Here is a 20,127-nt window from a genome sequence, read left to right on the forward strand (position 1 = left end):
AACTCAATTTTCAGTGTATTTTAGTCAGAGATTCCTGCGTGCGCAGGAATTTCAGATAAATTATCAGCCACTTGCTTTAAAAAACTACCTCCTAAAAACCCATCTACTACTCTATGATCAAAAGATAGCGATAGCATCATCATACTTCTTATCTCAATGCTATCTTCTCCATCACGAGTCATCACCTCAGCACGTTTTTTAATAATTCCTGTTGCAAGAATAGCTACCTCTGGCTGATTGATAATAGGTGTTCCCATAAGTGAACCAAAAGTTCCCACATTTGATATGGTAAAAGTTCCTCCTTTTATATCGTCACCACCTAACTTGTTTTCTCTTGCTAGGTTTGCCATACGATTGACATCAGCAGCGATTTGTTCTAAGGATTTTTGGTCTGCATTTTTAACTACCGGGACAATTAAATTCCCTGATGGTAGTGCCGTTGCCATACCTACATTAATATTTTCTTTTACGATAATATTATTACCATCTACACTAGCATTAATATTAGGATATTCCTTTATTGCTCTAGCTACTGCATCTACAAATAATGGTGTAAAGGTTAAACGCTCGCCATATTTTTCTTGAAATGGAGCTTTGTTTTTATTACGCCAATTTACTAAATCAGTAAGGTCTGCCTCCACATAAGCTGTCACGTGTGGACTGGTATGTTTAGAATACACCATATGATCTGCAATCATAGAGCGCATACGATCCATTTTAATAATCGTACCAGTTCCTTTATCCAGTTTAAGTTGTGGAATACGGTATGCCGTAGGATCTGGCTCATTACTTACTGCTTGTGCAAATTGAAAAGGTCTGCCTTCATTGATATAATTAATCACATCACTTTTGCGCAATCTCCCTTCATGACCAGTGGCAGGTATGCGTGCCAACTCCTCATAAGACATGTGATTCTTGCGTGCGATAGCGTCTATTAATGGACTTACGAAAAGATTTTGATTGACGAATGAACTTGAAACTGAACTCGAAGATAAATTTGATCGAACAGGATTTTGCGTTTTTAAACTGTTCTCGACTGCGCTCGAACTGACAGCACGTTGTGAACTTGAATTTGAACTCGAACTCGAATTCACAATCTTCAATTGTTTAATATTACTCGACTGTTCTTTTTTTACAGCTGCTCCTTCAGTTTCTTCAAAAGTCGCAATAGCGCTTCCTATTTCTACGACGTCGCCAGCAGTAAATAAATGCTTAGACATAATCCCTGCCGCTGGTGCTGGCACTTCATTATCTACTTTATCGGTACCTACTTCTACAAGAATATCACCTTCTTCAAAAGTTTCTCCTTCTTGAACGAGCCAGTTAAGTATTGTTCCTTCTGTAATTGATTCTCCCATTTTTGGGAGTAAAAAATCCATAGTCTTTGCCATGGTATAAAAATACAAAACTAACAGTTGTTAGTAATAAAAAGTTTGTTGTAATTCTGCTTTCGCGAAAGCAAACTAAAAACTACTAAACTATTGTCCTTTTATCTCATTCAAGGTTTTATAAAAATCCTCTTGCACCGGTCGGTTTTGTGGAATTTCTCTGAGTGGTTGTACTTCTTTCATCGTTTCATGACAGTCTGCGGGAAGTTGCTGGTACAATTTTGTTCCAGCGGTTTTCCAGGCAATCATCTGGTCAGAGACTTCTTTGATTTTTTTAGCTGGATTGCCTACGATTAGCGATCGTGGTTCAAAAACAGCTTCGGCTTTTACGAATGCCATAGCGCCTACAATACATTCATCACCGATAGTTGCATCATCCATAACGACACTATTCATTCCTATCATACAATTGCGACCTAGATTGGCTCCATGAATAATTGCTCCATGACCTACGTGTGCACCAGTTTTAAGAGTAATACTTTTCCCTGGAAACATGTGAACGGTACAATTCTCCTGAACGTTTACGCCATCTTCTAGTATAATCTCGCCCCAATCGCCACGGATTACAGCACTAGGTCCAACGTAGCAGTTTTTACCAATGATTACATTACCTATTACCGTTGCCTGTGAATGGACGAAACTGGACTTGTGGATTACTGGAATGTGGGATTTGAAGGAGTAGATGGGCATGTGGTATGTGGTATGTGGTATGTGGTATGTGGTATGTGGTATGTGGTATGTGGTATGTGGTATGTGGTATGTGGTATGTGGTATGTGGTATGTGGTATGTGGTATGTGGTAAAATTATTTTTTCTTCATTCTTAATAGAATTTTACCTCTCAAACTTGTCAACATTTTCTGAATTGTTGTGACTTGTTTTCGCACTTCTTCACTTTGTTCAAAATTGACATAACCTCGTCTTCTTGCTTTTTCATTTGCACTTACACATTCGTTGGAACTATAAATTGTATGATTGATATGCTTGACAAACTGTGCGTCGCTTCCTAGATAGCCTTCGGCTATGTTTAGACCGATGGAATCAGATGCTCTTCTATATTGAGAACTTAAAGCATATAATTCTCTTTGAGGGAAACCTTTTGTAATCTCATCAACTAATTCAGCAAAATCCATTGCTTTTTTATAGACTAATAAATCTTCAAACTTAAAATGGTAATCACTTTTCATGTTGTATTATTCAAAATCTCATTCCTCATCCCACATACCTCATTCCTATTTAAACCTTTTCAACGTCTCTTTAGTAAAATCACTCAACACTAATCTTCCTGAAATCTTTGCTCGTTCAAAGAGTAATTGATCCCAATTCTCGCAACCGGTCCAAAACATCTTCTTCATCTCTGCCATGGCGTCTGGATTATAAGTGCATAGATTTTCTGCAAATGCTTGAATACCTGCGTCCATTTCTACTGTGGATTCATAAACCTCAGCAAAAAGACCATTGTCTTTTGCCCATTCTGGTGTATAGAATTCGTTTGCGTTAATGGCAATCTGACTCATTCCAGTAAGTCCTAGTTTGCGTTCTACCGCTGGACCTACTACAAATGGCCCAATACCTATGTTGAGCTCACTTAACTTGATACTAGCAAATTTTGTAGCAAAACAATAATCCGTCGCCGCAGCAACACCTACGCCACCGCCGACTGTTTTACCTTGTACGCGACCTATAATGAATTTAGGGCACTTGCGCATCGCATTGATCACATTTGCAAATCCGGAGAAGAATACTTCGCCAGTTTTTTCATCGTCTATAGCAATCAGTTCTTTAAAACTAGCTCCTGCACAAAAAGTGCGTTCTCCACCAGATTTAAGGATGATCACTTTAGTTGCATCATCAGTTCCAGCATCAGTAATCGCTTGAGCGAGTTGTGCAAGAATATCTCCTGGCAGCGAGTTGTGCGCTGGATGGAAGAATTCTATGGTTTGTATTTGATTTTCTGTGGTTGTTTTTACGTAGGGTTGTGTCATGGCTATAATTCTCCGCGCAGGAGGAGATCTTTTAATTAGTATTTCAAATCTATATTAGTACCGCGTCCCCATCTGCATGAGGATTAAGCGGAAGTCTTTAAATTTTATTCTCAATCATTATACATATATATCTAAATCCCAGTCTTCACTCAAATCCAACCAGTCTTCATTTTGTTCTTGAATCAATCGCATTTTCCATGCACGATTCCATTTCTTAATTTGTTTTTCTCTTTTATGCGCTTCTTCCCAAGTTCCATCGAGTTGTTCATAATAAACCAACCAATCCACATTATATCTGGCAGAAAACGATGTTTTATACTTCTTAGTTTTGTGCTCATGTGTTCTACGTTTTATGTCATCTGTCGCTCCAACATATAGTATCCTGTTGTTTTTACTGGACATTATATAAACGTAGTACGTTTTCACTGTTGTGGATATTAGGTTTCAAGAAGCATTACGATTGTACTTAAAGATTTCCGCCTACGCGGAAATTTGGAACTGCTCAAAGTGATGCGTCAAATGCTTCCGCTCCAGCAACGTCCATTCATACTTACTCAACTCTCCAAAAACAGCATTCTTTGTAGTTGCTTTTGGGTTCTTTTTAAAGTACTCTAGGTATTCTTTTCTAGCTTCTAACATTTTAGCTTTTGCAGTTTCTAGATCTTCATGTTTTAAATCTTCTAGCTCACCATCTTTCATAAGTGGCATTTTGTGGTTTTGTGGCATTTTATCGTAATTCCACAAGGTTGCTGCAACTTTATCCAGGTATTTCTCTGGTGTAGCAACTTCAAAATCTTGTTTCTGGCCAGCAGCAATACGGTAACTCATTTCTAAATGTTCTACCATGTGTTGTGGTGTCATAGTTCCCCATTGAGGTGTCGCGTCAGCGTTTAATTTCGCGAAAGCGGAACGGATATAATCCTCAGTAATCTCTGGAAAAACGGTTTGTTTTTTCTCTACCATGGTAAGAATGGTAGCAACGGCAACTAGTGATGTTGCTTCTTCATCCGTCTTGCCGTTTTCATAGTCTACAGGCTCAGCATCAAAAACTTCTACATACCATTTTACAATTCCAGATGGATGCTCACGACCAGCGACGTCACGTTCGCGTTTTTCTTTACAAGTCAATCGTACATAAATCGTGTCATTATGATACAGTGGTCGTAAAAAACGGATGTCTTCTAGCCCATAATTTGCACTTACTGGTCCTTTATTAGGATACACAAATAATCCTGCGGCCGCACTAATGATGAAGTAACCGTGAGCGGTACGTTTCTTAAAAATACTTCCATCCAGACTGGTAATATCTGTATGCGCATAGAAATGATCCCAAGTAAGATTTGCAAAATTCTGAATATCAGTATCGGTTAATGTGCGTTTGTGCGTTTCCAGACTCATTCCAGGTTTGATATCCTCGTAATGGTATGAAAACGGATGATGTTCCGTCTTTTTGTAATCTGAATTAGGCTGGTAAATTCCGGTGATTTCTGTTAATGATGTCGGACTTCCTTGCACGGCGCATCGTTGCATGTAGTGCTTAATTCCTCGCAGTCCACCCATTTCCTCGCCACCACCAGCACGTCCTGGTCCACCGTGAATCAACAGCGGTAATGGTGAGCCGTGACCGGTAGATTGTGGTGCGCTATCTTTATTTAAGGTCAATATCCTACCGTGTGACGATGCGGCGTTTATGGTGTACGCTTTCGCGAAAGCGTCATCACCAGTAACCACACTGCTCACTAGGGAACCTTTACCCATGTGAGCAAGTTCTATAGCTTCATCTATATTTTTATATGGCATCAAGGTACTGACCGGACCAAAACACTCAATCTCGTGAACGGCAGTGTTTTTAAATGGCTGATCTTCTCGCATCAAGATAGGCGACATGAATGCACCTTGCTGTGCGCGATCACCATGAATCTCTACCTCATCTAGGTTACCATAAACCAGATTTGCAGTTTTGGCTATTTTATTGATTTGAGAAATGGTGGTTTCTTTTTGATCATTGTTAATCAATGCGCCCATGCGTGTTTCTCTCAATAATGGATCACCTATCACGGTTCTAGCAAGTTGTTTTCCAAGAGCAATTTGCACATCTTCCATTAGGTTTTCAGGCACTAGAATACGACGTATTGCGGTACATTTTTGACCAGCTTTACTAGTCATTTCTTTACGAACTTCTTTAATAAAAATATCAAACTCGGCTGTTCCAGGAACCGCATCTGGTCCTAAAACGGATGAGTTTAGAGAATCTGCTTCCATAGTAAATGGCACGGATTCTTCTAGCAATCGTGGATGCGCTTTTAATTTTCTTCCTGTATGTGCGCTACCCGTAAAGGTCACGACATCTTGCGAGTTCACCGTATCTAGAATGCTAGTGGTAAGTCCGCTTAATAATTGCAAAGCGCCTTCTGGTAAAATGCCTGAATCTATGATTTCGCGTACGACAGCTTCTGTAAGAAAGGCTGTTTGCGGCGCTGGCAACACTACTGCTGGCATACCTGCCATCCAGTTCACCGCACATTTTTCTAACATTCCCCAAACTGGAAAGTTGAAAGCATTGATATGTACGGCAACTCCTTTACGTGGTACGAGAATGTGGTGCGCCATAAAACGACCACCACGAGATAAGTCTATAGGATCGCCTTCTACAGCATAGCTTTGATCTGGAAAGAGTTTACGTAAACTAGCATTTGCAAACAAATTACCAAAACCACCTTCTATATCTACCCAACTATCTGCTCGTGTAGCACCAGTTTTATAACTGATGTCATAGAATTTTGCTTTATGCTTATTGAGATACAGCGCTAGTTTCTTAATCATGTTACCACGTTGCTGGAAGGTCATGTCTCGTAACACCTTACCATGATCGCGACCGTATTGCAGTGCGCTAGCAATATCTAAACCTTCTGTACTGGTTAGGCCTATGACTTCGCCAGTAATGGCGTCGTACATATTTTTTGTGGACTTCTCTTCACCAGCTTGCCACTGGCCGTTTATATAGCTTTCTAGGATCATATTATTGCGTGAAAGTTTATGGTAATCTCGCTTTCGCGAAAGCAAAATCGATATGTTCCTACGAAAATACGAAAAGTAGCTGAAAAGACTAACGGTTGTTAGTTGAAGATAATCAAAGTATATTAAAATTTAACGTTGCTGCTTTCGACTTTAACTTCTCTGTATTCATCTATCAATTAAAAAATTAGCATATAGATTCTCTAAGTTTTTATGACTATCAATTTTGAGATCTAATATCTTTAACCGGTCTTGATTAATAAAATTGAAGTTTAAGAAGTAATACCAAGAATTTTATTCATTAATTAGATAATCAAAAGCTTAATTGACAATCAATTCTTTGAACTCATCAATTAACTCTCCATTTTCCGTAAACCCTTGAATATGAAGCAGTAATTTATTCTTACCTAAATAAGGCATTGTAAAAAATGTTTTTCCATCGATTACCTCTAAATCTCCTTGCCAATCAATCACGCCAAACTTATCAAAAAAATCATCGGAATAGCTATAATATGAAGGACTAAAGAAATCAACAGGAGCCGAAAAAGTTAACGGAGGATCGAAAGTACTCAACTTAGTTGATTTTTTTGAAAAGGGATTGAGTAAAGGATTTGTTTTAATTTTAACGACACCTCCTTGACCTTGACCTACTACTGACAAAACCCTTGTCATTGTACTGAGGTCAATTTCAATGTAATCTACATCTGCCATTGAAAAACCTTCCAATACACTGGGGTCTCTATATACTACATCGTCAATTATTATGGTAACATCATAATCCTGACTAGTTCGCCTTGATGTACTATATATCCTTAACGATGTATTTTGCCTTTCTACCCTTAAACCTTCTCTGCGTAGATACTGAAACATACTTACTTCTTTTCTACGATCTTCATCTGTAAAAAAGTCTACTCTACCTTTTGCAGTATTGGTTATTTTTCTTTGTCGTTTTTGGTCGGCCTTTACCTGCAGGACAATTGTATCTAAAGTTTGAGACGAATCTAAAAATGGTTTAAATTCTATATCATTAATCTCTTTTTTAACTTCAATAGGTTTTACATCTTTAGTTGAAACAAAATTTGGAATTTCCTTTGGGAAAAATTGAACCGATAAACGAGGTTTACTAGGCTTACCATTTTTATCCACTTCACTGATTTTAAAATCTTCTTTAGTATACGGAAAATAATTTTCAAAAGAAAAATATTCATCACCCTTGCCTAATTCCACAAAACTAGTTCCTAAATTTGATGAAGGATAAATCATATAACGACCAGTTTTTGTGCTTTTCACATTTGCTTTTACTAATAAGCCTGACTCAAAGGCGTTATTAAAAATCTTTCTCTTTTTGAAAACAAAATCCCAATCGTACATTTCCCAGCCCATGCACAACATTAAATTATCCATTTCATAACGCTTCTTTTTATCTATTCCTTTAAGATAATACAATGGATCCTTAACTTTCCCATATAGATAAGGATACAACTTAAACTCTGCAGCAATACTTTGTGATCGATCTATGGCTAGACTATTTACTGTATGTACAGAAACACTAAGCTGAGCGTTTTTAAACGAATCAAATTCTATAGAAGTTTCCACGCTATCCAATTTTTTGGATGCGAATACAGCATTTGAGTTTTCGATTGAAAACCCTTCAAAATTAAAAAACAATCTTTTTGAAATCACTTTTTCATCTTCTGTCAGTAATGAAATCTGATTTACACCAGGAGCAAAATCTGTACTCGAAAAGGTTAATAAACTACTTACATCTGTAATATTAAGATCATATATATTTAGACCTTTATTACTATTTATTAAAACAGTTAGTTTCTTTGAATCTAATTGATCAAGAGTTTTTTGATTAGTTCTTATCTCTATAAATACTTTATCACTTGATTGATTGCATGACATGACGATCCCTCGATCCTCATAGTTTGGAAGTTTTGTTTTTAACAAAATTTCAGAACCCTCTAGATATACTTCGAAGGAATTATTTATTTTAGGTTGTATGGTAAATCTTCCCATACCGTTTTCATCTAACAGCACTCTATTTCTAGACACACCATCTATAATAACCATGGCGTACTTACCTTTAAGCTCTTGTGAACTTTCTATTTTAAGCCCTACTGTGGTTAACACATTTTCAACTAAGTGACCACCTTCTGGTAGAATATGAGCTATATCGAATTTTGAACTATCCTTTTCACTTCCATCTATAGGACCAGATTCGTCAATTACTTTTATAGCAGTCTCAAAATAATGTGGAGATTTAAAATTTTTCATCCAATTGGTAAAACTTCTAATGGTATAATTACCTGCTGGAATTTGCTCGTCTAAAGTAAATTTTCCATTTGCTTTACCATTTTGAATCAATAGCATTTGCTCTTTTATTATTATTCCCTCATGGTCTAAAACTTGACAATACAAGTTTTTCACATCTAGTGATGGGGTTTGATTTTTATGATCAAAGACATAAGCCGTAAAACCTAAATCCTCACCTTGCATCAATACAGATCTATTTAAATGAAGATAAATATTGGCCTCTGGTATTTTAAGGAAATTACTAAAGTCTTGCGCAATGCTATCATTAGAAACTTGAGCATTTAAGCCTGTAATAGAAAAAACAGAAAGAAAAAGAAAAAAAAATCGTTTCATAGATAAGCCGTTTAAATTTGAAAACAAACTTATTTTATATTACTAATCATAAATATAATTAGGCTATAAATTAATCTTTATTTAACTATCAAAGAATTGTTAGAAATATGAAAAAGAATTTAAACTAACAACTCTCAATCACCATCGCATAGCCTTGTCCTACTCCTACACACATAGTTATAAGTGCAAATTTTTTATTAGTCAATTGAAGTTCTAACGCCGCACTGTAAGCTAATCTAGTTCCTGTTACACCTAGAGGATGTCCTATGGCGATAGAGCCACCATTAGGATTTACACGTGAATCATCATCTGCAAGTCCCCATGTTCTAGTACAAGCAAGAGCTTGTGACGCAAAAGCCTCATTCAATTCAATCACATCCATATCTGCTAGCGTTAAACCTGCCTTTTCTAATGCTTTATTACTCGCTGTAACTGGACCTATTCCCATAATGCGCGGCTCCACGCCTACTACTGCGCTACTTACTACTCTTGCAATAGGTTTTAAGTTGTATTTCTTTACTGCATCTTCGCTGGCAATAATCGTTGCAGCAGCACCATCATTTAAACCACTAGAATTCCCTGCAGTTACAGATCCACCTTCTTTTTTAAAGGCTGGACGCAGTTTTGCTAGAACTTCTTTTGTAGTTGTTGGTCTTATGAATTCGTCATCTTTGAAGATGATAGGGTCCTTTTTACGTTGCGGAATCTCCACGGCTACTATTTCCTTAGCCAGTCTTCCAGATTGTTGTGAAGTGGTGGCTTTTTGTTGCGACCAGGCAGCAAATGCATCTTGATCTTCACGAGAAATACCAAATTTTTCTACTAGATTTTCGGCTGTGTTTCCCATACCATCTACACCGTACATTTCGGCCATTTTGTGATTGACAAAACGCCATCCAAAACTAGAATCATACATCTTTGAGTCAGTACCAAAAGCACTACTAGGTTTTGCAATTACCAGTGGTCCACGAGTCATGTTCTCTACTCCACCAGAAATAAAGACATCACCATCACCAGTTTGTATCGCTCTATGTGCATGCACAATAGCACTCAATCCAGAACTACACAATCTATTTACCGTTTCTCCAGGAACTGTAACTGGTAAGCCAGCAAGTAATCCAGCCATGCGCGCTACATTGCGATTATCCTCTCCAGCTTGGTTGGCACAGCCCATGATCACGTCTGCATAAGCATCTGTTGGGATATTAGGGTTTCTATCTACTAAGGTTTTGATTACGTGTGCTGCTAGATCGTCTGGACGCACTTTTGATAGTGTTCCTTTGTAGTTTCCTATGGGCGTTCTTGCTCCGTCGATTATATATGTATTTTTCATTTGTTTTTTTTAGTCCGCTTTCGCGAAAGCGGAAACTCTTCCATCTATTTTACCCAAAAATACATAAAGAAATTTTCATATCATCTAGTGTTTGTATCGATATACCTCAATTTTGATCTTGATATTTAAGGTTCTACTAAACCACTTTACATCTAAAATCTAGGACATCATTTTAAAAGGTTTGAAATTAATTTGCTTCATAAGTTGGATATTTACTTTACTTTACTTTACTTTACTTTAAGCCATATTAACTAAAACTTTATTTTATGAAAATTTTATTTTTAAGTTTTGCTGCTATGGCGATGTTATCTTTTAGTAGTGTTTCAGAAACAATCGAGGAAGATTTTGGGGATTGCCCTTTTAATTCTTCTGAGGTAGTAGCAACCTGCACAAGTGGTTGTTATTCAACAATGCTTGGTGGCATACAGTTTGCGTTGACTCCAAGTCAACATAAAGAGGCCACAAGAAGATTACAAGAATATTGTAACAATCGTCCAATACTCGAAATCATAGCTCCAGCTCCACCGGTACTTTAAATGAATATAATGACAACTGTTTTAAAAACATTCCTAGCAGCATTTATGTTGCTAGGAATTTACTTCTCAGGTCTAAAAGATCAAAAAAAAGATTTTCAGGTAAAATCTCACGCATTTCTGTACAAATTTGATTTTAAACACCATACGAATCGCCCAGATTTAATTCTTACAGATTACATTATAGTAAACAAAAAAGGTGATACGACGTTTACACAATTTTACAATCAGATGAAAAGAGATTCTTTGTCTTCACTTAGAAGGTTATCTGGTCAAGAACTTTTCGATTATAGAGTTAATGAGTATCCTTACTCCATAAAGACAGTAAAAAACAATAGCGTATTTACTGCCGAAGTAGGAGATCAATATTTTCAATATGAAGAGCAACTTCAATTCAAATGGAATATCACTGATTCTATACGCAAGATCAACTCCTATACTTGCCAACTTGCTACTACTACTTATGCTGGCAGAAAATGGAAAGCTTGGTTTACAAAAGATTTACCTTTTGATTTAGGTCCTTATAAATTTAAAGGATTACCTGGAACCATTGTTGAAATGAATGATTACGATAACATTTTTAAATATTCCTTAACTGCTTTTAAAGAAAAAAAAGAAGTTAGATTAGAGCATTTTCCTAGTGTAACTCAACAACCAATAGAAACGACGACTCGTAAGGATTTTAATACACACCAGCAAGCATATCTCGCCTTAGGTTTTGATGAACGCATGGCTTATCTTAGTAGAGGTAGCGGTGGTATCGTCAAACTACAATCTGCATCCGATGATAATGAAGTGGATTTGAATAATAAATCACTTAATGAGATGGATGATTATCAATTTATTGAAATAGATCATATTGAATAATTCTCATATCTCCAATACCATTTATGTAGTGGCGCTCTTTTTATGGGTGCCATTTTTTTGTAACGCTCAAAATATAATAAAAGGAACGGTTATCGATTCTGTAAAACAGCCTTTATCGTATTCGATCGTTACGGCTTACAAAGATTCAAATTATGCATCTATTGTTGGTTTTAAAACAACTGATGATTTGGGAAAATTTTCCATAGAAATCTCAGAAAATATAGACACACTATTTCTTGAAGCGAGACATATCACCTATAAATCAGAGCAATTCATCATTACTGATTTTAATAGAGAGCATGATTTAGCACTTTACAGGCCCAACAATGATTTAAAAGAAGTTCTCATTAAAGCCAAACGCAACATAACGATAAAAGGTGATACGGTACGCTATGATGTAGAAGCACTTAAAGAAAAAAAAGATTATACCATAGAAGAAGTTATTGATCGCATCCCTGGAGTTACTATTGCAGAGAATGGACAGATTTCCTACAACGATAGACCCATAAGTCATCTTTACATTAATGGTGTTGATTTGTTAGAAGATCGTTACAATATCGCAACTCGTGGCATACCAGCTGGCGCTGTAGAAGACATAGAATTATTAAGACGTCATAATCATGCACGTATTGAAATAGGTAAAACTCTTAGCAGTGAAGTTGCTCTCAATTTAAAAATTAAAAAAAATCAAAGTCTGGTTTTTGGCTCTTCAAAGGCAGATGTAGGAACTCCGCTGCTTACTGCTCGTGGCGAGGTTACTCCTATTTATTTACAAGAGAAGTTACAAAACATTGCTAGCTTACATGCTAATAACTTTGGTAAATCTTTACAAGACTTTGGCACATCGCTAACCAGAGGAAATCGAGATATTTATCAATTAAAAATAAACAAGACCTCAGTTATAACACCACCAGAAGTTAATGGCAATACTATTTCTAACAGATACTGGTTAGACAACAATTCCATATCTGCAACAAATGATATTCTAACCACTTTACCCAAAGACCTAATCGTTAAAGGCTCTGTGGATTATAATTATGAAGATAGTGAAATAGAAAAAAATAACAGAAGTGTGTTTTTTACTGGAAGTGATAGTTTACAAGTGGATCGCAGTTCAAGAAATAAGTTATTGCAACGACGTTATCAGTTAGGGAATACCATAGAGTTAAATAGAGACGATTTATACATCAATAATAAACTTTCTGGTAAATTTTTAAATCAAAATGGTAGTTCTTCAAATCTTTTGAATGGTAATACTATACAAACAGGTTTTAACAACACCGAAAAAGCCATTACTAATATTTTAGAGCTCAAAAACAGCATCAATAATCAAATAGTAGATAGTGGTTTTTTATTTGAATATAGATCAACAGACGAACAACTAACAACAGATCCTGCTGTATTTAGCGATTTAATACCTGGAGCAAACGCTACTTCTACAACACAAGGTGTAGCAATGGAGAAAATAAATTTAGGCGCATATACAGGTTATACATTTCAACTTCTAGATATAGAATGGAAGGCAAAACAACATGTGCGATGGTCTAGAGAGCAACTGGAAAGTTCTCTTAAGAACCAGAATATCGATAACAATACATCGCCATTTGTTACCGACTTCAGTCTTGATACTTTTGAATCGCAAACACAGCTATCTTCAGCATTTAACTGGAAAAGGTTTCGATTCAATCTAAACCCAGAACTTTCTTACTTTAATATCAATCGCTTAGAACAGCTAACTGATTTCAATGAAAAAGACAATTATCTTTTTATGAATATGAATGTGCAGGTATCTCGCAATTTTAACAGGAAATGGGATCTAGGCATAAGCGGTTCTATCAAAAATTCTATTTCTAGTTTTGAAGAATTGTATCCAGGAATTTTTTTAAGACAGTTTGATAATTTGAGTACAAACCCACAAGATATAAATGTAACTCGATCCAATGACGCTTCCATTTTCTTTGGTTACAGCGATGTTCTATCTGGGATTCTTTTAAAAAATAATACGTCTTATAATAAGGCTACTTCTCAATTCATATTTAATAGATCTCTGGATGATAATGGATTGATACAAATAAATGCGATAAGACAGGATAATGAATTCAGCACCCTAAGAAATACAACTACCCTTACAAAACGATTTTTCAAACACTTATCTACTCAAACGAGTTACAACTTTGATCTTTCAAAAATAGAACAGATTTTTAATGGCACAGCACAAGACAACACCATTATTAATCATACAATAAGTACAGAATTGAGCTGGAGTACCGGTGGTTCTTACGCTTTGAATTATAGTGGTACGATTAACTTTGGCTTATCACTAATAGACAGCTCACGAGCAACTAATAATTTTCAGTTGCACAATGTAGGTCTAGATCTTTATTTATCAGATAAAGCACGATGGAATTTTAATACAGAAACCGCAGTCAGTTCTTTTTCTAGCAGTGAAAATACTAATATCAATTCTTTATTCAACACCAGTTTTTATTATAAACCTCATAAAAAGCTCATTCTACGAGCAGAATTATACAATATTTTCAATGAGCGTTTTTTCACGACTGCAACGAGCAGTTCTAACTTCATAAGCCAGAATCAGTTCTCCTTACGTCCATTACAATTTACTCTCGGATTAAATTATACGTTGTAACTAATTGACTATACCACATGCCTAATTTCCCCAATCCTTATTAGTTCTATAAACCACTCCTTTAAAAAGCGCAACAAGTTCATCGCCTTTTTTTACCTCAACGATGTTGAAACCTACTTTGGTTTTGGTTTTGTCTAGAGTGCATTCTGCAGTGATGTAGTCGCCTTCTTCCAGTGCCTCAATGTGATTGATACTCGTTTCTATAGAAACAGCAAATTTACCGTGCGTGTTTGATGAAAAACCAAAAGCAGTATCTGCCAGCGAGTATGTGATGCCACCATGAGCTTTTCCCATACTATTGAGCATTTCTGGTCTTATGGTCATTCCTAATTTTACACAACCTATTTCAACCGACAGGATTTCAATACCCAACCATGTAGAATACGGATCAAGCGAAAGCATTTTTGCTGGTATCTCAGTTCCTTTTAGTTTTTGAGTCATGGAGTTTGTGAGTTTGTGAGTTTGTGAGTTTGTGAGTTTGTGAGTTTGTGAGTTTGTGAGTTTGTGAGTTTGTGATTAAATGTTCTACTTATTCTTGAGACTTCGTCTCAATGCCGAAATCATTTTTCCCATTTCTGTCAACATTCTCCTATTTTCTTCAAACTCTTCGTGATCTATATATTTCCTTAAGAAAGCTTTGGTGTTCCAAGTGACACATTCATGACTGCTATCCCAAGCCATTTTTAGATATCTATTAAAATTTGCATCAGTACTACCGTAACCTTCTGAGATATTTGCGGCAATAGAATCAGCGGCACGAGCAAATTGTGATGATAAGCGATATAATTCTTTTTTAGGAAACTGTTCGGTTATCTCATTAATTCTCTCTCCAAAAGCCATCGCCTTTTGATAAACAATTAAATCCTCAAACTTAAAATGATATTGACTTGTAAACATGATCCTAAATTTTAAACTCAAAGACTCAAAGACTCAAAGACTAAATTACTTGCTTTCATCTTACGCAATATCGGCGAGCATCTGTAGCGATCTTCTCTGTATAAATCATACATCGCGTCCAGTCCGTTTACACACCATTCGATTCCTTTTTCATTTGCCCAAGCGAGCAATCCTTTTGGATAGTTCACACCTTTAGTCATCGCGCTATCTATTCCTTGAGCCGTTGCGATGTTTAAAAACAAGGCATCTGCTGCCTCATTGATAAGCATTATGAGTACTCGATCTTGAATTTCTTTTATGAGTTCAGGAGATTTTACTGGGTCCGCTTTCGCGAAAGCGTGCTCACTTTCCACATCCTTATAATCATAAAAACCTCTTCCAGTTTTACGACCTAACCAGCCAGCTTCTACAAGGCGTTTTTGAGTTAAAGATGGTTTATAACGAGGATCAAAATAGAAGGCCGCAAAAACAGTTTCAGTCACCACATAATTCACATCATGTCCTATATAATCCATCAATTCAAATGGCCCCATTTTAAAGCCTAGTCCTTTCAAGGCATAATCTATAGTGGCAAAACTGGCCATTCCTTCTTCATGAATACGTAAGGATTCACTGTAAAAAGGTCGCGCTACTCGATTTACTATAAAACCTGGAGTATCCTTTGCTACCGCAACTACTTTTTGCCATTTTTCAATAGTTTGAACACAAATATTTGTAACCTGTGGAGCAGTTTGCACTGCAGGAATCACCTCTACAAGCTTCATTAATGGTGCTGGATTAAAGAAATGAATACCTATACATCGCTCTGGTTTCTCAAGAGAACCTGCTATACTCGCGATACTTAAACTAGACGTGTTAGATGCAATAATACAACTGTCAGACACGTAAGATTCTAGTTCTTGAAACACCTTTTTCTTAATATCTAAATTTTCAATAATCGCCTCAATAGTAAGATTAGAGTCAGCTAAATCTTTCACCGTATTCACATAAGAGATATTAGATTGAATGCGAGATTTCTCAGTAGCATCTATTCTACCTTTCTCAATAAGTCGGCTCAATATCTTTTCAAGAGCAGCTTGGGCTTTATCCAGTTGTTCCTGATTGACATCAAACAATTTCACCTGACAACCAGCTGTAGCAGCTACTTGAGCGATTCCACTTCCCATAGTTCCTGCACCTATGACTCCTACTTTATTGATTTTGTTATCTACTTCCATAATATATTTTAAAACAGCATTTCATACATCAAGCAATTAATTGGACTGAATACGTTTGTAATCATTAAAATCGCTACTGCACTTCAAAAATAATGATATGATTATTCAAAAGGCTTTCTTTTACTACTTTTTAAGAATACTGTAAACTTTAAATAAATATATTTGAGTATCAAAAAGCTCATATGCCTAAAAGACTTCTTACGCCGTTTCAAAAATTTATTCAATTAGAATCTTTTAGTGGTATCCTACTTTGTATTGCAACGGTGATCGCACTTATCTGGGCAAATAGTTCTTATGCTAGTGGTTATGAATACCTACTTAACTTAAAAATAGGTTTTGAATCAGATATTTTTAGTTTAAAAAAGCCTCTTATTTTATGGATTAATGATGGTTTTATGGCCATATTTTTCTTTCTCATAGGTCTAGAAATTAAAAGAGAGTTACTAGTAGGCGAATTAAACACTGCAAAAAAAGCAATGTTTCCATTATTTGGTGCTATAGGTGGCATGAGCGTTCCTGTTATTTTATTCTTCATACTCAATAATAATCCAGATACATCTAACGCATGGGGAATTCCTATGGCGACTGACATTGCTTTTTCACTTGCGATTTTAAAAGCTTTGGGCAACAGAGTACCGCTAGCTTTAAAAGTGTTTTTGACAGCGTTTGCTATTGTGGATGATATAGGTGCTGTACTTGTAATAGCCATATTTTACTCTACTAATCTTCAGATAGATTTACTCCTTTACGGTCTAGGATTGATTGCAGTTCTTACTTTTTTCTGTTTGAAGATACGATACTCAAAATTTATCATCGTTTTTGGCGGAATTGTAGCATGGGTTTTATTTTTAAAAGGCGGCATTCATCCTACTCTTGCTGGGATTTTAATGGCATTTGCAGTTCCCATGCATCGTAGAATAAAAGGAAGCGGATTCATAGAAAAACTAGAGCTTATAACTAAAAAGATCACTGCTAAGTCTAATCCTAAAGCGGCACTACTTACTAACGATCAAATTAAAAATATTAACGAGTTAGAAGATTTAACTGATCGTTATCAATCACCACTACAGAGATCTGAAAACAGGTTACATGATTGGGTAGCCTATTTTATCATCCCAACATTTGCACTCGCTAACGCTGGTGTTGCATTATCTAGTGACATACCTCTCAACTGGACTCTTGCTATGAACCTCGCTATTTGTTTAGTCCTAGGAAATAGTATAGGAATAAGCTCTATTGTATTGACAGCGGTAAAACTAAAGGTAGTTCAAGTTCCAGAAGGAATTACCAAGCGTCACATTATTGGTGCATCTTTCATTGCTGGTGTAGGATTTACTATGTCTATATTTATAGCAACATTAGCTTTTGTAGAGTTTCCTCAATATGTAGACAGCGCCAAAGTTGGCATTTTAATAGGAAGTCTGTTAAGTGGTATAATAGGTGCTTCTATTCTCTACTTCTCTGGCAATAGAAATGTGACAAAAAAAGTTGAAAGGTACACTAGTTAATTTTCAGAATAAATTTATAAATAAATTAGAAGTTACTTTCCTTTAAAAACAGGCTTTCTCTTTTCCATAAAACTCGCAACACCTTCAGTATAATCTTCTGTACAGGCACTTTCAATTTGCAATTTACTTTCCAGAGCCAGTTGTTTTTCTACAGTATTGTAATAAGATTGATTAAGAGCCTTTTTAGTATTGGCTAATGCAACGGTAGGTAGCGCTGCTAGTTTTTGAGCTGTTTTTTGAACCGTTTCCAGAAAATCGGCATCAGCAACAGCTTTATATATCATTCCCATTTGGTCAGCTTCTATAGCCGTGATTTTATCTGCTAACATCATCGCTGCACTTGCTTTTCCAAAACCTATTAATCTAGGCAGGAAGAAGGTTCCTGCACTATCTGGAATCAGTCCTATTTTAGAAAACGCTTGAATAAACGCAGCACTTTCTGTGGCAATAACAACATCACAACACAAGGCGATATTTGCACCTGCACCAGCTGCAACGCCATTAACAGCTGCAACCACTGGCTTCTCTAGATTTCTTATTTTTAAAACAATTGGATTATAATGATCGTCTAGAATCGCTTTAAAACCAGGATTTAGTTCTGGATCTGTTATTTCTTGTATGTCCTGTCCTGCACAAAATGCTTTTCCTTCTCCTATGATTAAAACCGCTCTTACCTCATCATTAGATGCACATTGATCTAACGCATCTTGCATGGCAAATGCCATTTCACGATTAAAAGAATTGAATACTTGTGGTCTGTTTAGAGTAATGGTCGCAACGCCATTATCGACTTGCATTAGGATAGATGCTGACATACAGTAAAATTTGATTGATAAATATCAAGTTTAAACAGAATTTGACAACACTTGAACGACACTTCGACAAGCTCAGTGTGACAGAATCGTGTGACAGCTTCATTTAATAGCTTCAACTGATATTTTATAGATTAAAATTGAACTGTAAAGTTAATGGAAGTTCCGCTTTCGCGAAAGCGAGATCGCATCCATATTCAAAGAAATAAACAACCATTTACTTTAATCTAATTTTCATTTCCTATTTTTAAAAGAAATTACTGCCATGAAACTTTCTCAATTTCTGCTATTTACTTTACTTACGGTTTTTGCTACCGCTCAAAACGAACTCGATTTTGATATGGATGTGACGTACGGTAGAGTCGGTGGCTATGCAGACGTAACTTATACAATAACCAATATTTCTAATAATTCAATTAATAGCCTTACCATAAATCATACCGACGCAATAAATCCTGTATTGACGTTAAACCCTTCAACACTTGTTCCTGGTGCAACCGTTTCAGCCACTGGTAAAATCGCCATATCTGGAGACCGATTTAATGGTTCAATTCCTTTTTTAGGTTCTACTCAAGCAAGTGTGAGTGGTATTTTAAACGGTAACACGATTACTGAACTATCTGACGGAATTGATTTTCAAGGTAATCGAGTAGATGACAGCTCTTCTGATTATCAAATCTCTACGCCAGAAAGAATAGGAGTTATCTATATAGATGATGACGGTGATGGTGCTTACACTCAGGGAACAGATACTACTATTTCAAACGCTACCATAAACTTAAGTGATCAAAACGGGAATATGTTTTCAGTTATGACCAATGAAACTGGATGGTGGTATGCAGAAATACCTAGTAGTATGTTAAATACTGCAGGAGATTTTTTTGGCACGATAGATCAGATTTCATTCCCAACAGCATTTACTAATTATTTTTTAATAGATGGTGAATCACCTTTCCCATTAGCTTTCCCCTTAGCCTTACCATTTGACTATGCTCATGGATATTCTGATCAACCAGCGAGCATTGAAGATGTAAACAAAATTTCAGCTTATCCGATACCTATGACAAACAACACACTTTATTTGAATAATTTTGAAGCTGGATCGGCACATCTTTATTCCCTAGATGGTAAAGAGATTTGGAAAGGTAATGTAGAAGATGGAACTATAAAATTCGACGCAATTAATTCTGGATTTTACATTTTAAAAATTATGTCAGATCAGAAGGTAACCACTATCAAATTATCTAAGAAATAATTATTTGGGAATTCCGCTTT

Annotated in this window: 17 protein-coding genes; 5 read left to right on the top strand and 12 right to left on the bottom strand. The window is 36.1% G+C overall.

Annotated features, from left to right (window positions below):
- Positions 1–20: 20 nt before the first annotated feature.
- The 8 genes from ACTF54_RS03350 to ACTF54_RS03385 form a co-directional block, all read right to left on the bottom strand.
- Positions 21–1,379: a dihydrolipoamide acetyltransferase family protein gene (locus ACTF54_RS03350; RefSeq protein ID WP_438968757.1), complete on the bottom strand. Its 1,359-nt coding sequence runs from the start codon at positions 1,377–1,379 to the stop codon at positions 21–23.
- Between the two features lie 99 nt (positions 1,380–1,478).
- On the bottom strand, positions 1,479–2,078 hold the full coding sequence (locus ACTF54_RS03355; RefSeq protein ID WP_347195555.1) for an acyltransferase: 600 nt from the start codon (positions 2,076–2,078) through the stop codon (positions 1,479–1,481).
- A 114-nt stretch (positions 2,079–2,192) separates the two neighbouring features.
- On the bottom strand, positions 2,193–2,573 hold the full coding sequence (locus ACTF54_RS03360) for a four helix bundle protein (protein WP_438968758.1): 381 nt from the start codon (positions 2,571–2,573) through the stop codon (positions 2,193–2,195).
- A 45-nt stretch (positions 2,574–2,618) separates the two neighbouring features.
- The gene (locus ACTF54_RS03365) at positions 2,619–3,371 is read right to left on the bottom strand and encodes an enoyl-CoA hydratase/isomerase family protein (RefSeq protein WP_347195553.1); all 753 of its coding nucleotides are present in this window, start codon (positions 3,369–3,371) and stop codon (positions 2,619–2,621) included.
- Between the two features lie 117 nt (positions 3,372–3,488).
- On the bottom strand, positions 3,489–3,797 hold the full coding sequence (locus tag ACTF54_RS03370) for a GIY-YIG nuclease family protein (RefSeq protein WP_347195552.1): 309 nt from the start codon (positions 3,795–3,797) through the stop codon (positions 3,489–3,491).
- Between the two features lie 54 nt (positions 3,798–3,851).
- Positions 3,852–6,389 carry a phenylacetic acid degradation bifunctional protein PaaZ gene (paaZ, locus tag ACTF54_RS03375; protein WP_347195551.1) on the bottom strand — a complete coding sequence of 846 codons (2,538 nt, stop codon included), beginning with the start codon at positions 6,387–6,389 and terminating at the stop codon, positions 3,852–3,854.
- 318 nt (positions 6,390–6,707) lie between these two features.
- Positions 6,708–9,038, bottom strand: coding sequence for a hypothetical protein (locus tag ACTF54_RS03380; protein WP_347195550.1), 2,331 nt, complete (start codon positions 9,036–9,038; stop codon positions 6,708–6,710).
- Between the two features lie 124 nt (positions 9,039–9,162).
- Positions 9,163–10,371: an acetyl-CoA C-acyltransferase gene (locus ACTF54_RS03385; RefSeq protein ID WP_438968759.1), complete on the bottom strand. Its 1,209-nt coding sequence runs from the start codon at positions 10,369–10,371 to the stop codon at positions 9,163–9,165.
- Between the two features lie 266 nt (positions 10,372–10,637).
- On the opposite strand from ACTF54_RS03385, the gene ACTF54_RS03390 reads away from it, so the two are divergent.
- The 3 genes from ACTF54_RS03390 to ACTF54_RS03400 are packed head-to-tail and all read left to right on the top strand — an operon-like array spanning position 10,638 to position 14,418.
- Positions 10,638–10,907: a hypothetical protein gene (locus tag ACTF54_RS03390; protein WP_438968760.1), complete on the top strand. Its 270-nt coding sequence runs from the start codon at positions 10,638–10,640 to the stop codon at positions 10,905–10,907.
- 9 nt (positions 10,908–10,916) lie between these two features.
- On the top strand, positions 10,917–11,771 hold the full coding sequence (locus tag ACTF54_RS03395) for a GLPGLI family protein (RefSeq protein WP_438968761.1): 855 nt from the start codon (positions 10,917–10,919) through the stop codon (positions 11,769–11,771).
- Positions 11,764–14,418, top strand: coding sequence for a hypothetical protein (locus ACTF54_RS03400; protein ID WP_438968762.1), 2,655 nt, complete (start codon positions 11,764–11,766; stop codon positions 14,416–14,418). The genes ACTF54_RS03395 and ACTF54_RS03400 overlap by 8 nt, the downstream gene beginning before the upstream one ends.
- A gap of 21 nt (positions 14,419–14,439) precedes the next feature.
- Here the strand turns inward: ACTF54_RS03400 and ACTF54_RS03405 are convergent, their stop codons facing one another.
- The 3 genes from ACTF54_RS03405 to ACTF54_RS03415 all read right to left on the bottom strand — a co-directional run bounded on the left by ACTF54_RS03405 (position 14,440) and on the right by ACTF54_RS03415 (position 16,532).
- On the bottom strand, positions 14,440–14,859 hold the full coding sequence (locus tag ACTF54_RS03405; RefSeq protein WP_438968763.1) for a PaaI family thioesterase: 420 nt from the start codon (positions 14,857–14,859) through the stop codon (positions 14,440–14,442).
- 84 nt (positions 14,860–14,943) lie between these two features.
- Positions 14,944–15,315: a four helix bundle protein gene (locus ACTF54_RS03410; RefSeq protein WP_438968764.1), complete on the bottom strand. Its 372-nt coding sequence runs from the start codon at positions 15,313–15,315 to the stop codon at positions 14,944–14,946.
- A 17-nt stretch (positions 15,316–15,332) separates the two neighbouring features.
- Positions 15,333–16,532 carry a 3-hydroxyacyl-CoA dehydrogenase NAD-binding domain-containing protein gene (locus ACTF54_RS03415; protein WP_438968765.1) on the bottom strand — a complete coding sequence of 400 codons (1,200 nt, stop codon included), beginning with the start codon at positions 16,530–16,532 and terminating at the stop codon, positions 15,333–15,335.
- A gap of 182 nt (positions 16,533–16,714) precedes the next feature.
- Here ACTF54_RS03415 and nhaA point away from each other — a divergent pair, with 182 nt between their 5' ends.
- Positions 16,715–18,040, top strand: coding sequence for a Na+/H+ antiporter NhaA (gene nhaA, locus ACTF54_RS03420; RefSeq protein WP_347195810.1), 1,326 nt, complete (start codon positions 16,715–16,717; stop codon positions 18,038–18,040).
- 32 nt (positions 18,041–18,072) lie between these two features.
- On the opposite strand, the gene ACTF54_RS03425 is transcribed toward nhaA, so the two are convergent.
- Positions 18,073–18,855, bottom strand: a complete 783-nt coding sequence (locus ACTF54_RS03425) for an enoyl-CoA hydratase-related protein (protein ID WP_347195809.1) — start codon at positions 18,853–18,855, stop codon at positions 18,073–18,075.
- A gap of 262 nt (positions 18,856–19,117) precedes the next feature.
- On the opposite strand from ACTF54_RS03425, the gene ACTF54_RS03430 reads away from it, so the two are divergent.
- The gene (locus ACTF54_RS03430; protein ID WP_438968766.1) at positions 19,118–20,107 is read left to right on the top strand and encodes a T9SS type A sorting domain-containing protein; all 990 of its coding nucleotides are present in this window, start codon (positions 19,118–19,120) and stop codon (positions 20,105–20,107) included.
- Positions 20,108–20,127 lie beyond the last annotated feature (20 nt).

This window comes from Nonlabens sp., assembly GCF_965657255.1.
Classification (GTDB): Bacteria; Bacteroidota; Bacteroidia; order Flavobacteriales; family Flavobacteriaceae; genus Nonlabens.